The 23,388-nt window shown below is 62.3% G+C and carries 25 protein-coding genes; 12 read left to right on the top strand and 13 right to left on the bottom strand.

Annotated features, from left to right (window positions below):
- The first annotated feature begins 42 nt into the window (after positions 1-42).
- The 7 genes from XB14_RS26785 to XB14_RS26815 are packed head-to-tail and all read left to right on the top strand — an operon-like array spanning position 43 to position 6,698.
- Complete coding sequence (locus tag XB14_RS26785; protein WP_077966226.1) at positions 43-1,104, top strand: ABC transporter ATP-binding protein; 1,062 nt, start codon at positions 43-45, stop codon at positions 1,102-1,104.
- Positions 1,101-1,973, top strand: a complete 873-nt coding sequence (locus tag XB14_RS26790) for an ABC transporter permease (protein WP_077966228.1) — start codon at positions 1,101-1,103, stop codon at positions 1,971-1,973. Before XB14_RS26785 ends, XB14_RS26790 begins: the two co-directional genes overlap by 4 nt.
- 4 nt (positions 1,974-1,977) lie before the next feature.
- The gene (locus tag XB14_RS26795; protein ID WP_077966230.1) at positions 1,978-2,772 is read left to right on the top strand and encodes an ABC transporter permease; all 795 of its coding nucleotides are present in this window, start codon (positions 1,978-1,980) and stop codon (positions 2,770-2,772) included.
- A 12-nt stretch (positions 2,773-2,784) separates the two neighbouring features.
- Positions 2,785-3,093: a 2Fe-2S iron-sulfur cluster-binding protein gene (locus tag XB14_RS26800; protein ID WP_179119683.1), complete on the top strand. Its 309-nt coding sequence runs from the start codon at positions 2,785-2,787 to the stop codon at positions 3,091-3,093.
- Entirely contained in the window at positions 3,086-4,486 is a 1,401-nt protein-coding gene (locus tag XB14_RS26805; RefSeq protein WP_077966234.1) for an NAD(P)/FAD-dependent oxidoreductase, read from the top strand. The genes XB14_RS26800 and XB14_RS26805 overlap by 8 nt, the downstream gene beginning before the upstream one ends.
- Positions 4,483-5,625, top strand: a complete 1,143-nt coding sequence (locus XB14_RS26810; RefSeq protein WP_077967762.1) for an NAD(P)/FAD-dependent oxidoreductase — start codon at positions 4,483-4,485, stop codon at positions 5,623-5,625. The genes XB14_RS26805 and XB14_RS26810 overlap by 4 nt, the downstream gene beginning before the upstream one ends.
- Positions 5,626-5,642: 17 nt before the next feature.
- The gene (locus XB14_RS26815; protein ID WP_077966236.1) at positions 5,643-6,698 is read left to right on the top strand and encodes an ABC transporter substrate-binding protein; all 1,056 of its coding nucleotides are present in this window, start codon (positions 5,643-5,645) and stop codon (positions 6,696-6,698) included.
- A 715-nt stretch (positions 6,699-7,413) separates the two neighbouring features.
- On the opposite strand, the gene XB14_RS26820 is transcribed toward XB14_RS26815, so the two are convergent.
- From XB14_RS26820 to XB14_RS26830, 3 genes are all read right to left on the bottom strand, one after another.
- Positions 7,414-7,869 carry a carboxymuconolactone decarboxylase family protein gene (locus tag XB14_RS26820; protein WP_077966238.1) on the bottom strand — a complete coding sequence of 152 codons (456 nt, stop codon included), beginning with the start codon at positions 7,867-7,869 and terminating at the stop codon, positions 7,414-7,416.
- Between the two features lie 22 nt (positions 7,870-7,891).
- Positions 7,892-8,320: a cupin domain-containing protein gene (locus XB14_RS26825; RefSeq protein WP_077966240.1), complete on the bottom strand. Its 429-nt coding sequence runs from the start codon at positions 8,318-8,320 to the stop codon at positions 7,892-7,894.
- Between the two features lie 157 nt (positions 8,321-8,477).
- On the bottom strand, positions 8,478-9,686 hold the full coding sequence (locus tag XB14_RS26830) for an NAD(P)/FAD-dependent oxidoreductase (RefSeq protein ID WP_077966242.1): 1,209 nt from the start codon (positions 9,684-9,686) through the stop codon (positions 8,478-8,480).
- 207 nt (positions 9,687-9,893) lie between these two features.
- Here XB14_RS26830 and XB14_RS26835 point away from each other — a divergent pair, with 207 nt between their 5' ends.
- The gene (locus XB14_RS26835; RefSeq protein WP_234804148.1) at positions 9,894-10,499 is read left to right on the top strand and encodes an RrF2 family transcriptional regulator; all 606 of its coding nucleotides are present in this window, start codon (positions 9,894-9,896) and stop codon (positions 10,497-10,499) included.
- 201 nt (positions 10,500-10,700) lie between these two features.
- Here the strand turns inward: XB14_RS26835 and msrA are convergent, their stop codons facing one another.
- The 4 genes from msrA to XB14_RS26855 form a co-directional block, all read right to left on the bottom strand.
- The gene (gene msrA, locus XB14_RS26840) at positions 10,701-11,216 is read right to left on the bottom strand and encodes a peptide-methionine (S)-S-oxide reductase MsrA (protein ID WP_077966244.1); all 516 of its coding nucleotides are present in this window, start codon (positions 11,214-11,216) and stop codon (positions 10,701-10,703) included.
- Complete coding sequence (gene msrB / locus XB14_RS26845) at positions 11,217-11,660, bottom strand: peptide-methionine (R)-S-oxide reductase MsrB (RefSeq protein ID WP_077966247.1); 444 nt, start codon at positions 11,658-11,660, stop codon at positions 11,217-11,219.
- Positions 11,661-11,794: 134 nt separating this feature from the next.
- Positions 11,795-11,950, bottom strand: a complete 156-nt coding sequence (locus XB14_RS26850; protein ID WP_077966249.1) for a DUF1127 domain-containing protein — start codon at positions 11,948-11,950, stop codon at positions 11,795-11,797.
- Positions 11,951-12,036: 86 nt separating this feature from the next.
- Positions 12,037-12,573 (bottom strand): YkgB family protein, encoded by a 537-nt coding sequence (locus XB14_RS26855; protein ID WP_077966251.1) that lies wholly within the window; start codon positions 12,571-12,573, stop codon positions 12,037-12,039.
- A gap of 264 nt (positions 12,574-12,837) precedes the next feature.
- Between XB14_RS26855 and XB14_RS26860 the strand changes: the two genes are divergently transcribed.
- Entirely contained in the window at positions 12,838-13,476 is a 639-nt protein-coding gene (locus XB14_RS26860) for a TetR/AcrR family transcriptional regulator (protein WP_077966253.1), read from the top strand.
- A gap of 43 nt (positions 13,477-13,519) precedes the next feature.
- On the top strand, positions 13,520-14,428 hold the full coding sequence (locus XB14_RS26865) for a LysR substrate-binding domain-containing protein (RefSeq protein ID WP_077966255.1): 909 nt from the start codon (positions 13,520-13,522) through the stop codon (positions 14,426-14,428).
- Between the two features lie 103 nt (positions 14,429-14,531).
- On the opposite strand, the gene XB14_RS26870 is transcribed toward XB14_RS26865, so the two are convergent.
- Positions 14,532-15,485 carry an alpha/beta fold hydrolase gene (locus tag XB14_RS26870; RefSeq protein ID WP_419178628.1) on the bottom strand — a complete coding sequence of 318 codons (954 nt, stop codon included), beginning with the start codon at positions 15,483-15,485 and terminating at the stop codon, positions 14,532-14,534.
- 345 nt (positions 15,486-15,830) lie between these two features.
- Between XB14_RS26870 and XB14_RS26875 the strand changes: the two genes are divergently transcribed.
- Entirely contained in the window at positions 15,831-16,271 is a 441-nt protein-coding gene (locus XB14_RS26875; RefSeq protein WP_077966257.1) for a VOC family protein, read from the top strand.
- A 98-nt stretch (positions 16,272-16,369) separates the two neighbouring features.
- Entirely contained in the window at positions 16,370-17,686 is a 1,317-nt protein-coding gene (locus XB14_RS26880) for an epoxide hydrolase family protein (protein WP_077966259.1), read from the top strand.
- Positions 17,687-18,058: 372 nt separating this feature from the next.
- On the opposite strand, the gene rpsU is transcribed toward XB14_RS26880, so the two are convergent.
- The 5 genes from rpsU to XB14_RS26905 all read right to left on the bottom strand — a co-directional run bounded on the left by rpsU (position 18,059) and on the right by XB14_RS26905 (position 23,363).
- Entirely contained in the window at positions 18,059-18,289 is a 231-nt protein-coding gene (gene rpsU, locus XB14_RS26885) for a 30S ribosomal protein S21 (RefSeq protein WP_057249963.1), read from the bottom strand.
- A 168-nt stretch (positions 18,290-18,457) separates the two neighbouring features.
- On the bottom strand, positions 18,458-19,261 hold the full coding sequence (locus XB14_RS26890; protein ID WP_077966262.1) for a L,D-transpeptidase: 804 nt from the start codon (positions 19,259-19,261) through the stop codon (positions 18,458-18,460).
- Positions 19,262-19,494: 233 nt separating this feature from the next.
- Positions 19,495-21,066 (bottom strand): MFS transporter, encoded by a 1,572-nt coding sequence (locus XB14_RS26895; protein WP_077966264.1) that lies wholly within the window; start codon positions 21,064-21,066, stop codon positions 19,495-19,497.
- A 16-nt stretch (positions 21,067-21,082) separates the two neighbouring features.
- Positions 21,083-22,252 carry an HlyD family secretion protein gene (locus tag XB14_RS26900; RefSeq protein WP_077966266.1) on the bottom strand — a complete coding sequence of 390 codons (1,170 nt, stop codon included), beginning with the start codon at positions 22,250-22,252 and terminating at the stop codon, positions 21,083-21,085.
- A 115-nt stretch (positions 22,253-22,367) separates the two neighbouring features.
- Entirely contained in the window at positions 22,368-23,363 is a 996-nt protein-coding gene (locus tag XB14_RS26905) for a LysR family transcriptional regulator (protein WP_077966268.1), read from the bottom strand.
- Positions 23,364-23,388 lie beyond the last annotated feature (25 nt).

The raw sequence follows: 23,388 nt of genomic DNA on the forward strand, positions 1-23,388 counted from the left end.
GGGCAGGCGATCTCAGGGGTAGCGACCCACGGGAGAATGAGCATGAGTTTCCTGAACCTTGAGAAGGTCTCCAAGTTCTATGGGTCGGTCGCGGCCGTTCATGATTTCGATCTTGCGGTCGAAAAGGGCGAGTTCATCTCGCTGCTCGGGCCCTCGGGCTGCGGCAAGACGACGACCCTGCAGATGATCACCGGGCTCGTGCGGCCCTCCTCAGGCACGATCATCATGGGCGGGCGCGACATCACCCACCTGCCGCCGCCGCAACGCGAACTGGGCGTCGTCTTCCAGAGCTATGCGCTCTTCCCCCATATGACCGTGGCGCAGAATGTTTCCTTCGGCCTCGAAATGCGCAAGGTGGCGAAGACGGAGCGCGACAAACGGATCAAGGAGATCCTGTCGCTGGTCCATCTCTCGGCGCTTGCCGATCGCTACCCGCGCGAGATGTCGGGCGGCCAGCGCCAGCGCGTGGCAATTGCCCGGGCGCTTGTCATCAACCCGCCCGTACTCTTGCTCGACGAGCCGCTGTCGAACCTCGATGCGCAGCTTCGCGAGGAAATGCAGTTCGAATTGCGCCGCATCCAGCAGACCGTCGGCATCACGACGATCATGGTGACCCATGATCAGGCTGAAGCGCTGTCGATCAGCGATCGCGTCGTCGTCATGGAGAAAGGGCGCATCACCCAGGTCGATACGCCTTATGAGCTCTACGAGCATCCGCGCAACGACTTCATCTCGTCCTTCGTCGGCAAGTCCAACTTCCTGCGTGCGACCTCGGCCTTCAACGGCAAGGGCGCGTCGATCAGCATCGACAACACGCCGATCCGTTTCAACACCGACCGCCGCGAGCCGGATGGCAAAGTCTCGATCTTCATCCGCCCGGAAAAGCTGCGGTTGACCGAGCCGGGCGAGGGCCAGATCCAGGGCAAAGTGACGACACGCTATTTCATGGGCAGCCAATGGTTGGTCAGCGCCGAGACGCCGGCGGGCGTTCTTGCCGTTGCTGTTCCCAATCTCGGTGCGCCGCCGCCGCTGGAAGGCGAAACCGTCGGGCTCGCCTGGCAGAATGCCGATTGTCGTGTGCTGGCGGGGGCGGCCAAGTCATGAGCGCCGCTATCTCCGCCATCAAGCCGCGACGGCTCGCACCCTTGGCCCTTTCCGGGCCGACGACCCTGTTCTTCATCGGCCTCGTGCTCTTGCCGCTGCTATTGACGGTCATCCTCTCCTTCAACAGCTATGACTATACCGCCGGTATCCAGAGCGACTTCACCTTTGCCAACTACCTGACGGTGTTGCAGGACGAATATTATCTCTCGACCTTCTGGCGGACATTGCGGCTGGCGCTTCTGACGACGGTCATCACGGTGGCGATCGGTGTGCCGGAGGCCTACGTGCTCTCGAACATGCGCAAGCCCTGGCGGTCGATCTTCCTCCTGGTGATCATCGGCCCATTGCTCGTCTCCGTGGTCGTGCGAACCTTCGGCTGGAGCATGCTGCTCGGTAAGAACGGCTTCGTGAACAGCGCACTTGCCATCGTCGGCCTTGACCCGGTCCAGCTTCTCTACACGGAGACGGCGATCGTCATCGGCCTCGTGCACATCATGCTGCCGTTCATGGTGATCCCCGTCTGGACCGTGCTGCAGAAACTCGACCCCACCGTCGAGGCGGCAGCGCTCACTCTCGGCGCCTCGCGCTTCACGGCCCTTCGTCGCGTCGTCTTTCCGCAGGCGGCTCTCGGCATCCTCTCCGGCAGCCTCATCGTCTTTGCGCTGTCGGCGAGCTCGTTTGCCATCCCCGGCCTGCTTGGCGGCCGGCGGCTGAAAATGGCGGCAACACTTGTCTACGACGAGTTCCTGATCGAGCTGAACTGGCCGCTCGGTGCGACCATCGCGATCATCGTGCTTGTCGCCAATCTCGTGATCATGCTCGCCTATAACCGCCTCATCGAGCGGCAGGCGAAGCGCAAGCTGGGTTGAAGCCATGCAGAGAAACGGACCCATCGCTCTCGCATTCCATAGCCTCGTCGTCGTCTTCATGTTGGCGCCGATGGTGGTCGTCTGCCTCGTCGCCTTCACGCCGGAAAACACCCTGGCGATGCCCTGGAACGGGTTGTCGCTTCGCTGGTTCGAGGCAGTCTTCCATCACGCCGATTTCATGTCGTCTTTCGGAAACAGCGTCCGGCTCGCACTGCTTTCGGCCACCATCTCGACGGTCTTGGCGGTTCCGGCGGCTTTGGCGATTACCCGCTACGAGTTTCGCGGCCGCGAGGCGCTGAATGCGCTGTTCCTGTCGCCGCTGATCATCCCGCACCTGGTTCTCGGCGTCGCCTTCCTGCGTCTCTTCTCGCTGATGGGCATGGGCGGTTCCTTCGGCTGGCTGGTCGCCACCCATGCAATCGTCGTTACCCCCTATACGCTGCGGCTGATCCTGGCGTCGCTGACGAGCATGGATCGCAATGCGGAAAATGCGGCGCGCACGCTGGGTGCTGCGGAGTGGACGGTGTTTCGCCGGATCACCATGCCGCTCATGCTGCCGGGCATCAGCGGCGGCTGGCTGCTCGCCTTCATCAACAGCTTCGACGAACTGACCATGTCGATCTTCGTGACCTCGCCATCGACCGTCACGCTGCCTGTGCGCATGTACATGTATGCGAGCGAATCCATCGACCCGATGATGGCGGCCGTTTCGACGCTGATGATCGTGCTCGCCACCATCACGATGATCATTCTCGATCGCCTGTTCGGTCTCGACCGGCTGCTGGTGGGCAAGGGCTGAGATCCGATGTCGATGAACCCGTTGCTCCGGCGGCGCTACCGCCTGGACGAGACACCCGTGCCATTCGTGCTGAACGGCGTAGCCGAAACCGGTCGCCGCGGCGACACGGTTCTCACGGCGATCCTCTCGGTCAGCGGCAGCCTCCGGCAGAGCGAATTCACCGGTGAGAAACGCGCCGGCTTCTGCCTGATCGGCGCCTGCCAGGACTGCTACGTGATGATGGCCGACGGCCGACGGGTCAGAGCCTGCAGCACGGCCTTGCTTCCGGGCATGGCCTTTATCACCGACGTCGGCGCGATGGCGGAGATCGGCCATGAGTGAGCCGCTGTCGCCCGTTGTCGTCGGTGCAGGACCTGCCGGTATTCGTGCTGCCGAACGCCTGGTTCGCGCCGGTCTCAGGCCGATCGTGCTTGACGAAGGTCAGCGCGCCGGCGGACAGATCTATCGCCGCCCCCTGGTCGAGGACGGCCGGTCCTACCGGGGCCGTTATGGCTCGGAAGCCGGCAAGGCGCAAAGGCTGCATCAAGCCTTTGAGGCATTGCTGCCGCAGATCGACTACCGGCCCGAGACGCTGGTCTGGAACATCTCTCACTCCGAGCGCGGCAATCAGCTCGATATCCTTTCCGCCGGCGTTCACCGCCAGGTCGACTTCTCGCATCTGATCCTGTGCACCGGTGCGACCGATCGCGTGCTGCCGTTTCCGGGATGGACAGTGCCTGGCGCCTACACGCTTGGTGCCTCGCAGACGGCGCTCAAGGCCCAGGGCTGCACGGTCGGTGACCGCGTCGTCTTCATGGGCTCTGGCCCGCTGCTCTACCTGGTCGCCTGGCAATACATGAGAGCCGGCGCCCGCGTGCAGGCGGTCCTCGACACAGCGCCCCTCGCATCGAAGCGGCATTTGCTGGCCCTTGCCGTTCATGCACCCCGGATCGTCGCGCTTGGCGTCTTCTATGGGCTCCAGCTTCAGCTTGCCGGCGTGAAGATCCGCTACGGCGTCAGACCTGAGGCGGTCCTGGGCACGTCACAGGTCGAAGGTCTTCGCTACCGTCGACGCACACCTGCGGGCGAAGTTGTCGAGTCGATCGCCTGCGATGCGCTCGCCTATGGATTTGCCCTTCGTGCGGAAACCCAGCTTGCCGATCTTGCCGGTTGCCGGTTCCATTTCGACGAGCGCGATCGGGTCTGGCTGCCTGAGCGCGATGTCCTGGGCCGCACGAGCCGACCGGATGTCTATATCGCCGGCGACGGCAGCGGTATTGCCGGCGCTGACGCAGCCGAGATTTCGGGCGAGCTTGCAGCCATGGCCCTTCTTGAGGATGCGGGGCGAGCGTCGGCGGATGTCGCGCGCCTTGTAGCGGCACGCAACAGGATCCTGCGCCAGCGCGACATTCTCGAACAGGCATTTCCTTTCCCGGCCGACTGGTTCGAGACTGTTCCGGCCGAAACGACACTTTGCCGTTGCGAAGAAATCACCGTCGCTGAGGTAAGGCGCACCATCGCGTCGGGCTCGATCACCGAGATCAACCGCCTCAAGGCGCTAAGCCGCGTCGGCATGGGCCGCTGTCAGGGGCGTATGTGCTCGGCGGGAGCCGCCGAACTCCTGAGTGGCGCCTGCGGCGTCACTGCCGACAAAGTCGGACGGCTGCGCGCCCAGGCACCGGTCAAGCCCATTCCACTCAATTTTGGCGGCGGAAAACCGGAGGCATGGTCATGACCCGGCGTCTCTCGGTCGACGTCGCGATCATCGGCGGCGGGCTGGTCGGCAGCTCCGCAGCACTTGCCATGCGCAAGGCGGGGCTTTCGGTCGCCCTCATCGACAAAGGGTACTGCGGCGCTCAGGCGAGCGGGGTCAACTATGGCGGCGTGCGCCGGCAGGGTCGGCCTCCTGAACAGTTGCCGTTGTCGCAACGGGCGCATCGAATCTGGTCGCAACTGGGAGCGATGATCGGCATGGAGGCAGAGTATGTCCGTTCCGGCCACCTGAAGCTTGCCCGCACCGAGAAGGATTTCGCCAAGCTCGAAGCCTATGCCGAGACTGTGAGGAACTATGGTCTCGGGCTCGAACTCGTTGCCGGATCGGCCTTGAGCAAGCGGTTTCCCTGGCTTTCGGCCCAGGCGGTCGGCGCCTCTCTCTGCCCTGAAGACGGTCATGCCAATCCGCGGCTGGTGGCGCCCGCGTTTGCCCGGACCGCCGAGCGGGCCGGCGCGACGGTGCTGGAGCTGACGCCGGTACGCGCGGTTGCGGCAACCGGCAGCGGCTTCGCCATCCTGGCCGGCGACGATATCGAGATCCGCTGCCGGCAACTGGTCAACAGCGCCGGCGCCTGGTCCGATCATTTCGCCGCCCAGTTCGGAGAGCCGGCGCCGCTCACACGGATCTATCCGTCGATGGTGGTCACCGAACCGTTGCCGCTGCGCCTGCCAATGAGCATGGGCGAACAGGGCGGCAGCTTCTATGGCCGGCAGGTGGCGCGGGGCAACTATGTGATGGGTGGTGGCCGCGGCCTGCCGCTCGCCGACCCGGACTTTTCACGCCCGTCGGTCAAAGCGGCGTCCTCCGTCATGCAGCGCGCCATCGCCCTCTTTCCGCACCTGGCGGACGCCCAGGTCATCCGCTTCTGGTCTGGAACCGAGGCCGAAATGCCCGATGGCAATCCCGTAATCGGCCCGAGCGAAACGACATCCGGCCTTTTCCATGCCTTCGGCTTCTGCGGCGCCGGGTTTCAGACAGCGCCCGCCGTCGGTGAAGTGCTCGCAGAGCTCGTCACCCTCGGGCGGACGACAACGCCCATCCAAGCCTTTTCCATTGGCCGCTTCCGCAAGGTGGCGGTCGAAACTGCAGCCTCGTTGTAAACAGAAAGGGGAATACCATGATTGACCAACGGCTTACCAAAACCACGGCGCTGGCGCTTCTGGCCTTTGTCCTGCAGCAAAATGCTGCGTCGGCGGAAACCAAGACGCTCTATATCGGCATGAACGGCGGCAACTTCGAGCGCGCCTACACCGAGCACGTGCTGCCGCCGTTCGAGAAGGCGAACGACGTCAAGGTCGTCGTCGTGCCCGGCACCTCCGCCGATATTCTCGCCAAGGCAACCGCTGCCAAGGACAACCCGCAGATGCATGTCATGCTGCTTGACGATGGCGTGATGGTGCGCGCGATCGGCGGCGGTCTCTGCCAGAGGATTGCCGCTGATCCGGTGCTCGACCAGATCCAGCCTGCTGCCCGCCTGAAGGACGACATGGCCATCGGCGTCGACATGGGCATGACCGGTCTTGCCTACAACAAGAAGCTCTTCGACCAGAAGGGCTGGCCGGCGCCGACCTCGTGGATGGACATGGCCGATCCCAAGTTCGAAAACGCCGTCGTCTTCCAGTCGGCTTCCGCATCGAGCTTCGGCCTGCACGCCTTCCTGATGTTCAACCGTATTCAGGGTGGCAGTGAGACCAATGTCGAGCCCGGTTTCGAGAAGTTCTCCGATACGATCGGTAAGAACGTCATCGAGTTCATCCCGAGCTCGGCCAAGATCTCCGAGATGGTGCAGACCGGCGAGGCCGCGATCTTCCCGCTGACCCCGACGGCCGTCAACAATCTCAAGGACAAGGGGATTCCGGTCGAATACGCCCAGCCCAAGGAAGGCTCGGTCGTGCTCGCCGTCACCGAATGCGTGATCGCCAACAACAGCGAACCGGAACTCAGCCAGAAGCTCGCCCACTACCTGCTTTCGGCCGAGGCACAGAGCCTGGCGCTCGACCATGGCAACATCATCCCATCGAACGTCGATGCCAAGGCCGGTACCGACACGGCGAACGCGAAGCTCTCGACCTTTAAGGCCAACATGGAGACCGCCAAGGTGCTCGATTGGGATGCGATCAACCAGAACCGGCAGGAATGGAACAAGCGCTGGAACCGCATGATCGAACGGTAAGCGTCGCGGGTACGCTCATCTGTCCGCCAGGCGCACAGGCGTGCGCCTGGCGGTGCGACATCATCGACGGCATCGTGGGCGCCACCAGCCAGTCGCTAAGCGTGCGGAGAACAGAGCACATGCGATGCCGGATCGCATCGTGCGTTCCGTCGCCTTTGCGGGCTCATTTGGTGGGTGCGTGAAGATATAGGCGGGAGAATCCGGGCTGCCCTGTCATGTGAGCCGTTGCGGCTGGTCAGTCCCCGGCCGTAGCGCCGCTTTAGCGCGGGGCAACCGCGCCCGCATAAAACCCGCCGTCGCCGCCGTAGTAATCCGTTCTGACACTACTCGCGCCGCCGGTGGTCTGAGAACATCCCGCGAGCGCGGCGAGTACGAGCAACAATGTGACAATACGCATTGAGTTTGATCCTTCGTTGGCTGCCGCACACATAGTCATCGGTAAGGGCCCCGACAACCAGGCGACAGCTCGACTTTCGACCTAACCTTGTATTCGAGCGAGTATGTCACTGGCGCGGTGGATGCGCTCGAAGCTGCGTGCGACCACGGCGCGCACGCGCGAGGTGCCCGCACGACAACGTTCGACGGCGACCAGGATGGCCGATCGGATTTCCTGCTGGTCTCGGAAATTCGCGACGGATTGAGGTCGCTGCGCTGAGCGCCGCCGACGACCGGGCGACTGCAGGCGCGCCAACATCACGCGCCTGCAGAGCGCGGGTTAACTGGCGAGCGCTGCTTGCGGCGTATTGCGGAAGCTGATCGCCATGCGGTTGTAAGCGTTCATCAGGCTGATCGCGATCGTGAGGTCCGTGAGTTCGCGCTCGTTGAACTCGGCGCGTGCGGCCTCGTAGGCTTCGTCCGGCACACCCGTCTCGGCGACGCGTGTGACGGTTTCGGCCCAGGCGAGGGCCGCCCGTTCGCGCTCGTCAAAGAGATGACCGGCTTCCCTCCATGCCTGGACCAAGGCGATCTTTTCAATCTGTTGGCCCTTCTTCAGAAGATCGCGCGTGTGCATGTCGAGACAGTAGGCGCAATTGTTGATCTGCGAGATTCTGAGGTAGACCAGTTCAACCAGCACTGGCGGCAGGCCACTTTGCAGGATGTAGCCGTAGACACCGCCAAGGGCCTTGGCGCCAGCCGGTGCGATCTGGTTGTAGTCGAGACGCTTGCTCATTTGTTCGGTTCCTTAAGTCGGGTTACTTGATGGGTGTTGTCAGCGTTTTTTCGTCGCTATCAAGGACGAAGACAGCAAGGAGCCTTGCGGGCTTGGTCTTGCTCGCGTTGCGGCTGACGAGGTGCCTGGAGGCCGGCGGTTCGTACCAGCTCTCGCCGGCGCGGTAGGTTTGTGTCGGGCCGTCATTGACCTTCGATTCGATTTCTCCGGAGAGAACGTGGGCGAAGATGAACGACGAGTCCGCGTGACTGTGCGGGACGGAGGCGCCGCCCGGCGGGTAGTCGACGATGACCACTTTCATCGTCTTGCCCGGAATGTTGGGTATCGCCTTTTCGAAATGCGGCGTGACCGTTTCGGTGGGGCCATGGGCGGCGGCCGGCAGGCCGGTGGCTATGGTGATGGCTAGGGCGGTGGCGGTGTAGCCTGCGCCTACGATGAACCGTGCATTCATGACGACATTTCTCCTTTCATGACGTCGTGTGGGACGGCGCGCCCGCAGCCTTCCAGAGAGGACGAAGGAGCGGGCTCGCTTGTGGCAGCCAACGCGATCAGTGCACTGGTCGCCTGGTTGCCGTTGTCGCAGTTGGGCCTATCGGCCCCTTCCATGATCAGGCAACGACGATACGGAGCGGGTCGGCAGCTTCCAGGGCTGCTGCGCGATCGGCACTCGGCGGATAGATCCAGGTGGTGTTGATCTTCGTCTTGAGCTGCTTTGCCTCGGCGCCGGTCAGCTTTACCTGACGGTCCCACCCTTCGGTGTAGACCGCGCCCCACGGGCCAAGATCGAGACAGGTGACGTACTTCTCCTGGCTGTAGGGGATCGCGTTCACGCCGATGAGATCGGCGGCAACGTTGTGCCCGGCGGAACGCCCGAGGTTCTGGGCGTGCTGGCAACTCATCATCGTCCGGTTGCCGCGATCGTCCGTTGCCGCGCATGCGACGTCGCCGGTCGCAAAGACGTTCGCGTGGCCGATGACCTTGAGGTTCCGGTCGACGTGGAGACGGCCGAACGAGTCCTTGTCCGCGTCGATCTCCCTGGTGATCGGATTGGCGCGGGCGCCCGCCGTCCAGATCACGGTGGCCGCTTCGATGCGCTCTCCGGATGAAAGCGTCACGCCGTTATGGTCGATGGCGATGATCGGGGCGCGCAGACGTGTCTCGACGCCCAGTTCCGACAGCGCCTGCTCGATGACGGGGCGTGGGCCGGGGCCGAGGTCCGGCCCGATCGCATTGCCGCGCTCGACGATCACGACGCGAACGTCTGCGTTTTCTCCAAGTGCTGCGCGAAGGCGATGCGGCAATTCGGCGGCGGTTTCGATGCCGGTAAAGCCGCCACCGGCGACAACAACGGTGTTGCGCGCCGGGGTTTCCGGAAGACGACCCAATTGGGCGATGTGCTCTTCCAGTTCCGCCGCATCGGCAAGCTGGTCGACATTGAAGGCATGGGCGAGCCCCGGGATATCAGGACGGAACAGGACGCTGCCGGTCGCAAGAACAAGCTTGGTGTAGCCGATCGTCTTTTCGTCGCCGTCGTCATCCGCATAGGTAACGGCGTTGTCCGCCGTCGAGATCGACGTCGCATAGCCTTTGATGAAACGCACGCCGGCATTGGCGAAGATCTCGGAGAGGGGCGCCTTCATCTTCGCCGCATGCTTTTCGTAAAGACGGGGGCGAATGTGCAGTTCGGGCTGCGGCGCAATCACGGCCACCTCGACGGAACCGTCGGCCTTTCCTTGCTGGTCCAGTAGTCGCATGGCGCCGAGTGCCGACCACATTCCGGCAAAGCCAGCGCCGATAATCAGAATTCGTTCACGCATTTCTTTTCCTCAGACAAGGCTTCGCCATTGGCTGAGCGAAGGCCAGCCATCGGGCGATTGCCGTTTCGGTAGATGTCTCCGGAGCGGAGACGGTTTTCGCGATGATCCAATATCGTCGCTTAACTACGACTAACTCAGTCGGAGTAAAACGGCAACGCCAAATCCGGCCGATTTCAGAAACGCATTGTCAACGCGGCGAAGACACTCATGGACTTGCGCAGGCGGGGCTTCGATGTTATCTCCGACTGCATTTGTCGGTGTTTTGGTGGTTCCGTGGCTCACATAAGCGCAGGCGTCGAATACGCTCTCCACTGTCTCCTGTTCCTCATAGAGGCGGAGGAGATAGATCAGCCGGCAAGCGCTCGCGATCTCGCCGAATTGCAGAAGATTTCCCCCGAATTCGTAGCCAAGCTTTTCACCAAGCTTCAGAAGGCCGGCATCGTCGTCGCCCGGGAGGGGATCGGTGGCGGTTTCGCGCTTGCCCGCCCCGCCACCGACATTACAGCGCTCGATGTTATCGAGGCCATCGACGGACGCAAGCCGCTGTTCGAATGCAAGGAAATCCGGGGACAGTGCGCGCTGTTCGGTGATCGGACGCCCGCCTGGGCAGAAGACGGTGTCTGTTCCATTCACGCGGTTATGATCGAGGCTGAAAAGCGGGCGAGAGAAGTGATGGCCGGCCATACGCTGGCGAGCATCGCCGGACGCGCAGCCGCTAAGGCACCCAAGGAACACGCGGGCAACATAAAGGATTGGCTCGCCGCCCGGACGCCGCAGCGCCGTCGTCGCGGTTCAGTAGCGAAGGCCAGGTGACACTCAGCGCTGCATACGGCGGATTTTTTCAACGCCGTATGCTCCGATTTCTCCTGTTTGCACACAAATGACCCTGAACCGCCGTGTGATCGGCGCCGTCACGAAATGGCGGCCGTCCCTGATGGCGCCTCAGGTTAAGGCGACGTCGGGCAAGCTGGCGTGCTTGCCCGACGTCTTTCCGGCATAGCCGTCCGCGATCGGCTATTCAGCGGCGGACCGCCGCGGAAGCACCCAGTTCTGGCGCGGGAAGTGGCAGGTGTAACCGTTGGGGTAACGCTCCAGGTAATCCTGGTGCTCGGGCTCCGCCTGCCAGAAATCTCCCACGGGCTCCACTTCGGTCACGACCTTGCCGGGCCACAGGCCTGACGCGTTGACGTCGGCGATGGTGTCCTCGGCGACCCGCTTCTGCCCGTCGTCGACGTAGTAGATTGCCGAGCGATAGGACATGCCGATATCGTTGCCCTGTCGGTTCCTGGTGGTGGGGTCGTGGATCTGGAAGAAGACCTCCAGGATCTGCCTGTAGCTGATGGTCCCTGGATCGAAGGCGATCTCGATGCCCTCGGCATGGGTCCCATGGTTGCGGTAGGTGGCATTGGGTACATCGCCACCGGTATAGCCGACCCTTGTTGCGATGACGCCCGGGAGCCTGCGGATCAAATCCTGCATCCCCCAGAAGCAGCCACCGGCCAAAACGGCTCTTTCAGCTCGATCGGTCATTCAGATATCCTCCACCTGGTTGATGAACGCTCCGTAACCCTCCGCATCCATCTCCTCACGCGGAACGAAGCGCAGGGAGGCGGAATTGATGCAGTAACGCAGGCCGCCACGATCCCGAGGGCCGTCGGGAAAGACATGGCCAAGGTGACTGTCACCATGCTTTGAGCGCACCTCGGTGCGGATCATACCATGGGAACGGTCCTGCAGTTCTTCGACATTGGCGGGCGCGATCGGCTTGGTGAAGCTCGGCCAGCCGCAGCCGGAATCGAATTTGTCGGAAGACGCAAACAGCGGCTCGCCGGATACGATATCGACATAGATTCCAGTCCGCTTGTTGTCATTATACTCGCCCGTGAAGGGACGCTCGGTCCCGCTCTGTTGTGTTACGCGAAACTGCTCGGGCGTCAGTTTGCGGATCGCTTCATCGGTCTTTCTGTAGGTCATTTCCTTGTCTCCAATAGGCGGCGGCTTGCCCGCACCACATCCGCGGCGCGGGGCCGGGCCCAGTCCCGGCCACGACGTTGGCCGATGCACTCTTGCGCAATACCTCGTTGCACCGGCCCCGAGTCATGGCTTCGTCACAGGTTGAACTGCCGGCGTGCGATATCGTCGATTTCAAAGCGATGGATGCCGATGTCGTCCAGTTGCTGATCGCTGTAGCGCCCAAGTTCCAGAGCGGTCTGGCGGTAGCGCTGGTGCGCGCGGATCCTTGATAGAACATAGTGCATGATCATGAGACGTTCCTTTGTTCAGCCGGCCAGATCGCCGGAGATGGTGTCGTGGTAGATTGCCGTGGAGGAGGCGGATCGTTCTTCGTTGATCAGGTCCGTGCCGCACGGAGCGCCGCAAGCGAGTCCACGGCGATCCAAAGGGAGAGGGCGAAGAGCCCGACATCTTTGAGCAGGAACTGCCCGGGGGCGACCGAGATCGCCGGAAAGCCGAGCTCAGGCACGAACACACCGGGTGTCGTCACCATGAAGCTGATGGTCGTTGCGAAGAGCCCGGCCGAAAGCAATCCACCGACGAGCGAATAGATCGGCTTGATGAGCCGGGCCACGACGAGGGCGGCGATGCTCAACTCGAGGATGCCGAGAAGGTTTGAGAAGCCTTCCACGCTGAAGAGCGAATAGGTCCAACTCAGCAAGGGATTGTTGCTGACCAGGCCGACCAGGCCCTCCGCTTCATAGCGGGTGAACTTCATGCCGCCGAACCAGCCGTAAACCACAGCGAGCGAGCCATAGAGGCCAGCTGCAGCGACGGCCTGGCCGTGGCTATCGATCAGCTCGAGCGCGGAGGCGGCGGAACGGGCGTGGACACGCGGACGCGCCGCGCTTTGGTGTGCGAGATCACGAGGCATAGTCTTCTCCTGGTTGGTGGCGTCGGGCCATTCTCCCGATTGGCTATAAACGATACAGGTCTGTATCGATGTGTGCTTAAATATACCGATCTGTATCGTTTGGCAATCCCGCACACGGGAATGTGTAGCCGCGTTACTATGCGCCGTCGCTCGGAAGGTGACCGGCCTGTTGAGCGCGAAGCCTTGGCAGCTGGGCGCCATGGCTTGTATTTCGTGCGCAACGCGATAGAATGATACAAATCTGTTTTGTTTTGAGGAGTGAATATGCGCCGCTCAGAGATCCGCGGACATCTGCTCGATACCGCCCTGCGCCTGTTCAACCTTCACGGCTACCACGCGACCGGGATCGACCTGCTCATCGCCGAAGCCGGGGTGGCCAAGACGACGCTCTATCGACATTTCGAAACCAAAGAGGATCTTATCCTGGCTGCGCTGGAGCGGCGCGACGAACAATCCCGGGCCGAGATGCGCATCTTTGTCGACCAGCGTGCGAGCGAACCCTATGAGCGGCTTCTGGCGACCTTCGACTTCCTGGAAGCCTCGGTCCGCGACAAGCAGTTCCGCGGCTGCATTTTCATGAGCGCGGCGGGGGAACACAAGGAAGCCGTCGATCCGGTGTTCCGCGCTGCCTCGATGCACAAGCGCCTGGTCCTTGCCTATTTCGAGGAGCTCGCTCATGCGGCTCGGTTCTGCGAACCAAAGCGGATCGCCGACACGATCAACCTCCTGCACGAGGGGGCGACCGCGATTGCGCAAATGACGAGAACGGCCGATCCGGTTCGGCAGAGCAAACGCATGGCGGCAAGCCTGCTGGCCGAGGAGGCGCGCGCTGCTAAGGAACCGTCGGCAAGGAGCGAAGGCGCAGAACTGCAGGCAAAGGCTGTGAACGCAGGCGGAGCATAGGACCACAATTTCGTAAGCAACGTCGGAGCGCCCGGGGGATACGATGGATCGCCTTGAAGCCATGAAAATGCTGCTGGCAGTCGTTGATGCCGGCAGCATCTCTGCAGGGAGCAGGAAGCTGAACGCTCCACTGCCCAGCGTCAGCCGCAAGGTCGCCGAACTCGAACGGCACCTGGGCGCGAGCCTGGTCGTGCGTACCAGCCGCAATCTCCAGCTCACCGATGCCGGCCGGGAATATGTCGAGGCGGCCCGCAAGATCATGGCGGACCTCGAGGAGGCGGAACGTCGGGCGTCCGGCGAATACCAGATGCCGCGCGGCATCCTGACGATCACCATGCCGGTCGAATTCGGCGCCCGCTATGTGATGCCGATCGCGCTCAGCTACATGGAGACGTATCCGGAGGTGTCGCTGAACCTGCTCTCGCTCGACAGGACGGTGCATCTCGTGGACGAGCAGGTCGACATCGCCATCCGCCTGGGCGACCTCGCCGATAGCTCTCTCTACGCGGTCAAGGCCGGAGAGTTCCGCCTGCTGACCTGCGCCAGCCCGGCCTATTTGCAGCGCCGCGGTATGCCGGAGCACCCGTGCGAGCTCGTAGACCACGACGGAATACTCTTCAACAAGCGGACTTTCTTCTGGACCTTCGATGTCGACGGCAACCCGGTGGAGGCGGTTCCGCGCACCCGCCTTGAGGTCAACACCGCCGCCAATTGCGTGGCAGCAGCGGTCGGCGGCGCCGGGATCGCCCGCCTGTTCGATTATCAAGTCCCGGACGAGTTGGCTTCAGGCGCTCTCGTGCCGGTTTTGGAGGCTTTCGACCAGGCGCCCCGACCGATCCACATTGTCTATTCCGGACAGGGTCAACTGACGCTGAAGGTTCGGTCCTTCGTCGATTGGGCGCTGCCTCGCCTTCGCGCTGCCTGCAAACGGGGCGAGGCTTCGCAAGCCTAGAGCATCCTGCCTTCAAGTGGAATCACTTGCGGGCGGAAAGATGCTCTAGAATCAAAGTGCTAGAGCGTCCTTTGTGCGTTCGTATGAACGCACAAAGGACGCTCTAGTCTGCGAAGGCGGCCCGCACTTCTTCAACAGTCCGGGCCGGATCCTGCAGGTGGGGGAAGTGGCCGATACCTGTCAGAAGCTCGAACTCCGAACCGGTGCGCTCGGCAAACTCCTTCCCCATCTCCGGCTTGATGTAGATATCGCGGTCGCCCCAGATCACTTTCACTGGCGTCTTGAGCTTGTGAAGATTGGCTTCGAGATAGTCCTCGTCGCGGGTGAAATGGGAATAATAGAAGGCGAAGGCGTCGGCGCTGGTTACCCCGTCGCGCGCCCAGGTCTCCTTCATGTCCGCTTGCGCCTCGGGCGGCAGTTCATACTGGGCCTCCGGCGCAAGGCCGCGGCGATGCACGTTTTGCAGGATCTCGTCGCTGGTCTTGTTCATGTAGGCTCGCGTCGGCGTCGCCGTCGGCTCTGCCTTCAGGTTTTGCAGGCTCTCATACATGAACTGCGGCCGATTGAACGGGGCGAAGTCGCCGACGATGATCTTCCTTGCCACGCTTGGTTCGTCGAGGGCGAGCAGCAGTGCGGGAAGGCCGCCGATATCCGAGGCGTAGATGACCAGGTTCGATCGGTCGACGCCCGCCTTCTCGATATAGGCCTTGAGAACCGTGGCGTAGTCCATCGGCGAATAGGAGAACTGTGGCGTCGAGGGGCGCGAAGACTGGCCGTAACCGGGCCAGTCGAACGCATGCACCTCGTAGTCCCTGCCCAGTGTTTCCGCAATCTGCTTCCAGACGGTCAATGTTTCCGGAAAGCCGTGCAGGAAGAGAACCGTGCCCTTCGGGGAGGCCGGGCCGGTAACCATGCGCCGCAGCGTGATGGTCTCGTCGATCTTGACGAAGTCGATCTTCGGCCCCGCCACGGTGACGACGCCAGCATGTGCTGGTGCCGCCGAAGCCATTGCCATGGAAGCGGTTGCGACGAAGTTCTTGAGCGATGGCATAACCATGTCAGGCGTCCTTGTGGTCGATCTGATCCTGTCCGTGAGGATCAGCTATCCGATGGGCCGCCGGCAGATGGTGTTTCTGAGAGGAAGCCTCTTGAACCGAGCAGAGCCCGTGCGGCGGCAAGTTGCTTGGTCCACTGCCCGTTCTTGTGGTGCCGTGATCTGGCCTTGCTCCCGGCCGTCCCGACCGAGCCAAGCGTCCCGCGTGAGAGGATGGCTCTCAATTCCGCGGGGTGCTGGCCATCGGGCCTCGTTCTTAGATTTCCGGTCATTCGCGGATCGTCGTTTCGACAGCGATCCCAAGCGAAACAGCGAGACGAAATCGCTCGCCTCAAAAGGAAGATCAGAATGAACGATACGACATCCTCTTCGTTAAAAGCGATCCCGGAAAAAGCCAGAGCACTGCCCGGCCACTCGACCGTCGGCACGAACGATCTCGATGCTGCCGCTGCCTATTACGACAAACTCCTCGCCGTCTTCGGTATCGGCCGCGTACTGGTTCAGCCGGGACGGGCCGTCTACTACGGGTACCGTGCGCTCGAGTTCGGCGTGCTGAGGCCGTTCAATGGCGAGACGGCCATTGCCGGCAATGGTACGATGATCGCCTTCGAGGCCCGCTCGCGGGCGCAGGTGGATCTGGCACATGCGACGGCGCTGGAAGCGGGCGGTTCGGACGAGGGCGCGCCTGGTCCGAGAGGACCTGACGGCGGCGACCCTTACTGTGCCTATTTTCGCGATCCGGAAGGAAACAAGTTCCTGATCTACCGCAAAGGTCCCGACGAGGCCTGACAATCAGCTTAGCCCGGAACCTCGCCGCCAGCGGCGAGGCTCCGGCACGACGTCCAACCCCGTTGACGATTGTGCGTGTTTGCAAAGGAAACCCTCAAATGGACTTGGAAAATAGGGCTGGGAAGGTCACGCGGCGCTCGTTTCTGCTTTCGGGCGCTGCGATCGGTGCAGCGGCGGCGGTGCTGCCTTCAACCGGCACTGCCGCCAACGTCACGAATTCGCCGATCAGCAGCGAGAACATCCGTCCTTTTAAGCCCGACATTCCCGAGAGTGCTCTCGTGGATCTGAGGCGGCGTCTCGCGGCGACGCGCTGGCCGGACAGTGCAACCGTCAAGGATCGCTCCCAGGGCGTCGATCAACAGACGCTTCAGGACCTCGTGGCCTATTGGCAGTCCGCCTATGACTGGCGCAGAGCGGAACGAAAGCTCAACGCGTTCCCGCAATACCTGACTGATATCGACGGGCTCGATGTGCATTTCATCCACGTGCGCTCGCGCCACGAGAACGCACTTCCGCTGATCATGACGCATGGCTGGCCCGGCTCGGTCTTTGAGCTGCTGGATGTCATTGCCCCGCTGACCGATCCGACCGCCCATGGGGGCAAGGCGGAAGACGCATTCCATCTCGTCGTTCCTTCAATCCCCGGCTTCGGCTTTTCGCAGAAACCGACCTCGACCGGTTGGGATGCGCAGCGGATCGCCATGGCCTGGGACATGCTGATGAAGCGGCTCGGCTACAGCCACTATGTTTCGCAAGGTGGTGATTGGGGCGCGATCGTCAGCGACGCGCTCGCGCGTCAGGCGCCGGAGGGGCTTCTCGGTATCCACGTCAACCGCATCGAGCGCGGGTCGACGTTTCCTGCCGACGCCGCCCAGGCGCTGAAGAGCGGAGGACCGGCTCCCGACAGCCTGTCGGCCGAAGAAAGGAAGGTCTTCGACGAGGCGCGCGACTTCCTCAACAACGGTTTTGGCTACGCTTCGATCCTCAGCACGCGTCCGGAAACGGTCGGATACGGGCTTGCGGATTCTCCGGTGGGCCTTGCGGCCTGGCTCTACGACAAGATCGCGGATTGGGTCTTTACGCGAGGCAAGCCGGAAGAGGCTCTGAGCCGCGACGATATTCTGGACAACATCACCTTGTATTGGCTGACGAACACCGGCCCGTCGAGCGGACGCATCTACTGGGAGAACCTGAAGGCTGGAGCGAAGCTCACCGCTGCCAAGGTTCCTGTCGCCGTCACGGTGTTTCCGGGGGAAGTCTATCGGCCGCCCAGGAAATGGCTGTCAAAAGCCTATCCCAAGCTCGTCTACTACAATCAGGCTTCGAAGGGCGGGCACTTTGCCGCCTGGGAGGAACCGGAACTCTTTGTCGAAGAGATCAGGGCTGGTTTCAGGGCTATGGGAATTCGGAATTGAGCGCTGTTCGAACTTGGGAACCAACTCGCCGATTGAGGCGGGGCTCGCCCTTGCGGCTTGATGGGAGGAGCCCCCAAGACGGGAAGGCTTTCGGACCGGCACTGCGATCAGCCGCCGCAGCAAGGTTCCGTCGCCGGACGACGGACGGGCTAGGGCTCGGCTTGATAGATTGAGCCTCCACAGGGGCTGGAGGCTCAATCAGGTGCTCGTTCGAAAATTGAGGAAATTGCGCGGCAACAAAGCCGGCATGAAGCTCATTTTCAACGTCTTCTTCGCGGATGGGCGGCGGCCCGAGACAAATGCTTTGGCCTGTTGCCTCGGCACCACGGGGAGGTTCCCCCGTCACAGCGGCCGTCCCAAGCGTTCGTGAAGCTATCTGCTCTTTTTCGGCTTCGACGGGAGCAGGCCTTCGCGCTGCATTTGCTTGCGCGCATTCTTGCGCTGGCGGCTCACCGCTTCGGCTTTCTCGCGCGCGCGCTTAACCGAGGGCTTTTCAAAAGCCTCGCGCATCCGCATTTCACGAAAAATGCCCTCGCGCTGGAGCTTCTTCTTCAGGACGCGGAGCGCCTGATCAACATTGTTATCGCGTACTAGAACCTGCATTGACCGCTCGTAGGTTGGAAAAGGTCGCTCAACTTACAAGTTTTCGAGCCGATTCCAAGTTCACAATGCGCAGAAATTCGATCTTTCAAGAATGTAAAGCGAGGCGACGCTGAAACCGGGACGGCTGCGAAACTCTGATCCTCGAACCATACCTCGAACAGAAGGCTTTCACGCGACCACAATCGGGACTTTGGTCGGCGACGCCTTGACCCGGTTGTAGAGGTCGATGACGTCCTGATTGATCATGCGCACGCAGCCGGAAGAAGCTTGCGTGCCAATGGTCCACCATTCCGGTGAACCGTGCACGCGATAGCCAGTGTCGTGGCCGTCCTTGTAGATATAGTGCGCGCGGGCACCGAGCGGGTTGTCGAGCCCACCCGGCTGACCGCCCGACCATTTCACCAGCTCCGGCTTGCGTGCGATCATCTCCTTGGGCGGCGTCCAGGTCGGCCACTGCTTTGTGTACTGGATCTCGGCTCGGCCGTTCCATTCGAAGCCGGCCTTGCCGATGCCGACGCCGTAACGGACCGCTTCGCCGCCTTCCTGCACCCAATAAAGATGCCGCTCGTTAAGCCGTACCACAATCGTGCCCGGCGCCTCGCCGGTCGGATCGATAACGATCTGACGCCGGAATTCCGGCCTGACCTTCTGGAATGGGATTGCCGGGATCACGAAACCACTATCGACCATCGAAGCATACATCGTGCTGTTGTCGGTGATGTTGCTGTCGACGCTGATCGGTGGGATCGGGCGAATGGACCCGGTCGGCATGCGGTCAACGCCCACAGGCGGCATACCACCAGACGGTTCGATGGGCTCCAGCGACGGGAAATCGAGGGCCTGCGAACAGCCGGAGGCGCCGAGCAGGCTCATAACACCGAGGCCCGAAAGCACGGCGCGGCGGGAGACGGTGTACCTGGTCTCCGGCATGGGGGCGCCGGCGGGCAGCTTCTGATCTTGCGGCTTACGCATGCACTTTTTATCCCAAAGGAACGGTGGGCATCATACCCACCGGATGGGCACATCTTCACAATTCATGGTTAACAAGGCGTGAAACCGGCCTGCCGGCTGGTTTCCGCTCGCAAGTGCAGGGTGGCGACGACATGACGGGCATAACCTAGCCGCCCGTCGGAAGGGCTGCATTTCTGGTCCCGGGCAACGGTATCCGGACAAAGGAAGCATTCCTTCCTCGCCGGCGCGGATAACTACAGGAATCGTCCCGGCAGGGTCGGCCGCCGCATCCCAAGCGTGATTGCCACAGCCAGCAACGTTACGATACCCAGTACGAGGAAGGCATCGGAGTAGCTGAGGACGAATGCCTCACGCTGGAGGCTGCGTCCGATCAGGGTTGTTGCCTGCGCCAGCCCATCCTGCGCGCTTGCACCCTGCAATCGAAACCCAGTGGCGATCGTCTGCAAACGCTGGTCCACCTCTGCGGCGCCGCTTTGCACATGCAAGCCCAGGAGGTTCGAATGGAGCTGTTCTCTGATGCGCACGAGGGTCGTTACGAGCGCCATGCCCACGGCGCTGCCGAGCGTGCGGACAATGTGGACAAGCGAGGCGATCCAGGGGATCTCCTGAAAGGTGATGTCCTCGGTGATCACCACCATCGTCGGGATTGCAATCAGCGGCGCCCCGAGAGCCTGCAGCAAGACCACCACGAGAAAGTCGTCCGCGATCCAGACATTGCTGACATTGACGGCGAACAGGATTCCCGCACCCGTCAGCAGGGCGCCGGCAACCAGCAGGTTCCTGGGGTCGATCCGGTAGCACAGCCACGCGACGAAGGGCGCAAGCAGGAACTGCGGCGCGATCGTCGCCAGGAAAAGCGGTCCGCTTTCCAGCGCGCGATATCCCTGAACCCGCATCAGATATTGCGGGATGACAAAGGCCGAGCTCATGATCGCGATCCGGCTTACGAACATGACGGCAAGCCCGAGGCCGACGTTGCGGCGCAGGAGAAGCTTCGGACCGACGACGGGATCGGGATGAAGCACGGCATGAACGAGAAAGGCCCCGATCAGGAAGATACCGGCTAAGAGAAGCCCGACGATCAGCCCGGAGTTCAACCAGTCCAGGCGGTTCCCCTGGTCGAGTACGGCCACCAGGGCAGCAAGACCGAGAGACAGCGAGAGCAATCCAAACCCGTCGAACCGGCGAAAGCGCAAATATTTCACGGGATCCCTGACGAGGCCGTAGGCGGCCGCCAGAAACGTTGCTGCCCCTGGAAGCGCACTGAGCCAAAAGAGATACTGCCAGGACAGATGGTCGAGGACCCATGCTTCCAGCGACACCGAGAGGCTCGGCGTCGCCACGGATACGAGCGCGTAGAGCGACAGCCCGTAAAGACGCTGGTTTTGCGGCAGGTGCCGCATGATCACGGAATAGGCCATCGGGATCAGGATCCCGGCGCTCAGGCCTCGCAGGGCCTGCAGCGAAAGCAGGAAGAAAAGGTTGGAGCTGAGGGGTGCTGCAAGCGAGAACGCCGTGAACAGCGCCGCACCGATCATGACGCCCCGTGCAGGCGACAGGATTCCGCGCAGCCAGACCGCAGCAGGAATCGCCGCAACCTCTGCCACAACATAGGCGGTCGTGATCCACGACGCCTCGTCGAAGCCGAGGCCGAGCGCGCCCCTGATATCCGCAAGGCCGATCTCGGTCATGCGGGAATTGAGAATGGAGGTGAAGGTGCCGAGCAGAACCGCGGCGATAGCGATCACCGTCGCCAGGGTGGGCAGGTCTGATCGGCCTTGCCGCGCGAACGAAACATTGATCACAGCCAGATCCTCCCGATCAGCGACCAGTAGCGTCAGCCAGCTGGTCGGTGTGGATCGTCGACAGAACGGACATGCCCGGCCGCAACAGATCCTTCAGCCCGTCGGGAATGTCGATAAGCGTGATCCTGACGGCGATGCGTTGGGCCACCTTGGTGAAGTTGCCGGTTGCGTTGTCCGGCGGCAGCAGGGCAAACTCCGAACCGCTTGCCGGCGAGATCTGCTCGACGCGGCCGCGAAGGGTCTCGCCGGGAAACATGTCGACGGCAATGGAGACCGATTGTCCGACCCGGACATTGCCGAGTTGGGTTTCCTTGTAGTTGGCGACGACATAGACGTTCGGAAGCGGGACAACGGAAATGACCCGCATGCCCGGCGAAACATACTGACCCGTGCGAACGCTGCTTGAATTGACGACGCCATCGGACGGAGCGGCGATCCTGGTGTGGGCGAGTTCGATCTCGGCAAGCGCCAACTCCGCCTTGCGGCTCGAAAGGTCCGCTTCCGCCTGTTCGCGTTGGGTCCCGAGGACGCTCACCTCTTCGCGGGTCGCAGCAGCGTCCGCTCGTTTCTCGGTCAGTTGCGCTTCGAAGCGTTTGATCGCCGCGAGCGCCTCCTCGAGCCTTTGATTGGTCGACCAACCGTCGCGCGTCAGCGCCGCCTGCCGGGCGTGTTCGGCCTGCGCACGGTCACGATCCGCTTCGATCGCCGAAATACCGGCCTCCGCCTGTGCGATCAGGCACTGCTGCAATCGAAGCCGACTGTCGACGTTGCGGATGGCCGCTTCACCGGCGGCGACGGCCGCCGAGGCGCGGGTCACTTTCGCCTGATACTCCGACGGATCGATCTCGGCCAGCAGGTCTCCTATGCGCACGCGCTGGAAATCGTGCACGGCGACCCTGCGGATGGTGCCAGCGACTTGTGCGCTGATCGGAGCGATGTCGGCGCGCAGATAGGCATTGTCAGTCGACTGGTTGGTGAAGCCGGCGACCCACTGGCCCCAGCCCAGCGGAACAACCACGGCAAGACCGATCCCGCCGACGATGACTGCGGTTCGGACCAGCGCGAGATAGCTCCTGCGCCGGAATTTTCGGGTGTCTGCGGTGGGTGCCTTGCTGTCGTTGTTCGACCCGCGTGCCGTCACTTCGCGCGGGCTCTTCGGGGGCAATTCGGTAACGATTGCGTTCATTGTCGTCGTCTCTTTCGCCGGAGCGGCAGGATCAAGATTTCAACAATATGGCCCTCAAGTCCTCATGAATGAAATGAACAATCCTCACTTGGTGCATGAACGTGGCTCATGGCTCTTAAGCGAGGATCTGATGCCGGTCGGCAGCATAGCTCCGTGAACTTGCGATGAGCTCCTCGCGAAGCCAGCGCACGGACGGGTGTGCGCCCATCGTGCGGTGGGACAACATGGATACTTCGAGCGGAGGCGTCTCGTAGGGAGGCTCGCGCCAGACAAGATCAAAAGCCCGCGCCGCCCGCTCGGCGAGGCGCAAGGGTGTGAAGGCGATCATGTCGGTCGTCGCCACGAGCGCAGGAACGACGAGAATATGCGAAACGGTGGCGCCGACCCTTCGCACTAGGCCTTGTGCCGCGAGCAGGCCTTCGATGTGGCGTGGATTGCTGGTGATGTGCGCCCGCTCAAGGCCACCCTCATCGATCGTGCCGCCGCCATGCGCCTCGGAACGATCGGAAATCAGGATGTCGACATGCGGCGACATCGACAGTTGCTGCAGATCAAAGTCACCGGTCGCCGCCGGATGGTCCTTGTGCATCAACCAGACGCTGCGATCGGAAAAGAACGGCTCCCTGACAAACCGGGCGGGTGTCTTGCCGAAGACGCCGATCGCCACGTGAATGGAGCCGCGATCGAGTTCTTCTGCGATGTTCGTTTCGCTCAGCGATCGAACACGGCAGCGCGCGTTCGGCGCGCGCTCGCGCAAGCGTGCCATGAAGTCGGCAATCGTCGTGGCGGTTATGTAGTCCGACGTCGCAACGGAGAATTCGATGTCGGAGGAAACGGCGTGAAAAACCGGCTCGCAGATCGCAGTTTCGATCTGCCGCAACGCCGGCTTGAACGCCTGGGACAATTCCATCGCCCGCGGGGTGGGATGCATGCCGTCCGGGCCGCGAATGAAGAGTTCGTCGCCGATGACCTCGCGCAAGCGTGCAAGAGCGTGGCTGATTGCGGACTGCGTCAGATGCAAACGGTCTGCCGCCTTGGTGACACCGCGCTCATCCAGCACGGCGTTGAATATCCGGATCAGGTTCAGATCGAGACTATGAATATCGCGCATGCTTAGGATGCCACCCTTTCATTTG

The organism is Ensifer adhaerens (assembly GCF_002007205.1).
Taxonomy (GTDB): Bacteria; Pseudomonadota; Alphaproteobacteria; order Rhizobiales; family Rhizobiaceae; genus Ensifer; species Ensifer adhaerens_D.

Excerpts from the sequence above, each read along its gene's own strand:
- XB14_RS26785 (WP_077966226.1), top strand. The coding sequence starts at position 43 with ATGAGTTTCCTGAACCTTGAGAAGGTCTCCAAGTTCTATGGGTCGGTC.
- XB14_RS26790 (WP_077966228.1), top strand. The coding sequence starts at position 1,101 with ATGAGCGCCGCTATCTCCGCCATCAAGCCGCGACGGCTCGCACCCTTG.
- XB14_RS26795 (WP_077966230.1), top strand. The coding sequence starts at position 1,978 with ATGCAGAGAAACGGACCCATCGCTCTCGCATTCCATAGCCTCGTCGTC.
- XB14_RS26800 (WP_179119683.1), top strand. The coding sequence starts at position 2,785 with ATGAACCCGTTGCTCCGGCGGCGCTACCGCCTGGACGAGACACCCGTG.
- XB14_RS26805 (WP_077966234.1), top strand. The coding sequence starts at position 3,086 with ATGAGTGAGCCGCTGTCGCCCGTTGTCGTCGGTGCAGGACCTGCCGGT.
- XB14_RS26810 (WP_077967762.1), top strand. The coding sequence starts at position 4,483 with ATGACCCGGCGTCTCTCGGTCGACGTCGCGATCATCGGCGGCGGGCTG.
- XB14_RS26815 (WP_077966236.1), top strand. The coding sequence starts at position 5,643 with ATGATTGACCAACGGCTTACCAAAACCACGGCGCTGGCGCTTCTGGCC.
- XB14_RS26820 (WP_077966238.1), bottom strand. The coding sequence starts at position 7,869 with ATGAGCAAGCGTCTCGACTACAACCAGATCGCACCGGCTGGCGCCAAG.
- XB14_RS26825 (WP_077966240.1), bottom strand. The coding sequence starts at position 8,320 with ATGAATGCACGGTTCATCGTAGGCGCAGGCTACACCGCCACCGCCCTA.
- XB14_RS26830 (WP_077966242.1), bottom strand. The coding sequence starts at position 9,686 with ATGCGTGAACGAATTCTGATTATCGGCGCTGGCTTTGCCGGAATGTGG.
- XB14_RS26835 (WP_234804148.1), top strand. The coding sequence starts at position 9,894 with ATGGACTTGCGCAGGCGGGGCTTCGATGTTATCTCCGACTGCATTTGT.
- msrA (WP_077966244.1), bottom strand. The coding sequence starts at position 11,216 with ATGACCGATCGAGCTGAAAGAGCCGTTTTGGCCGGTGGCTGCTTCTGG.
- msrB (WP_077966247.1), bottom strand. The coding sequence starts at position 11,660 with ATGACCTACAGAAAGACCGATGAAGCGATCCGCAAACTGACGCCCGAG.
- XB14_RS26850 (WP_077966249.1), bottom strand. The coding sequence starts at position 11,950 with ATGATCATGCACTATGTTCTATCAAGGATCCGCGCGCACCAGCGCTAC.
- XB14_RS26855 (WP_077966251.1), bottom strand. The coding sequence starts at position 12,573 with ATGCCTCGTGATCTCGCACACCAAAGCGCGGCGCGTCCGCGTGTCCAC.
- XB14_RS26860 (WP_077966253.1), top strand. The coding sequence starts at position 12,838 with ATGCGCCGCTCAGAGATCCGCGGACATCTGCTCGATACCGCCCTGCGC.
- XB14_RS26865 (WP_077966255.1), top strand. The coding sequence starts at position 13,520 with ATGGATCGCCTTGAAGCCATGAAAATGCTGCTGGCAGTCGTTGATGCC.
- XB14_RS26870 (WP_419178628.1), bottom strand. The coding sequence starts at position 15,485 with ATGGTTATGCCATCGCTCAAGAACTTCGTCGCAACCGCTTCCATGGCA.
- XB14_RS26875 (WP_077966257.1), top strand. The coding sequence starts at position 15,831 with ATGAACGATACGACATCCTCTTCGTTAAAAGCGATCCCGGAAAAAGCC.
- XB14_RS26880 (WP_077966259.1), top strand. The coding sequence starts at position 16,370 with ATGGACTTGGAAAATAGGGCTGGGAAGGTCACGCGGCGCTCGTTTCTG.
- rpsU (WP_057249963.1), bottom strand. The coding sequence starts at position 18,289 with ATGCAGGTTCTAGTACGCGATAACAATGTTGATCAGGCGCTCCGCGTC.
- XB14_RS26890 (WP_077966262.1), bottom strand. The coding sequence starts at position 19,261 with ATGCGTAAGCCGCAAGATCAGAAGCTGCCCGCCGGCGCCCCCATGCCG.
- XB14_RS26900 (WP_077966266.1), bottom strand. The coding sequence starts at position 22,252 with ATGAACGCAATCGTTACCGAATTGCCCCCGAAGAGCCCGCGCGAAGTG.
- XB14_RS26905 (WP_077966268.1), bottom strand. The coding sequence starts at position 23,363 with ATGCGCGATATTCATAGTCTCGATCTGAACCTGATCCGGATATTCAAC.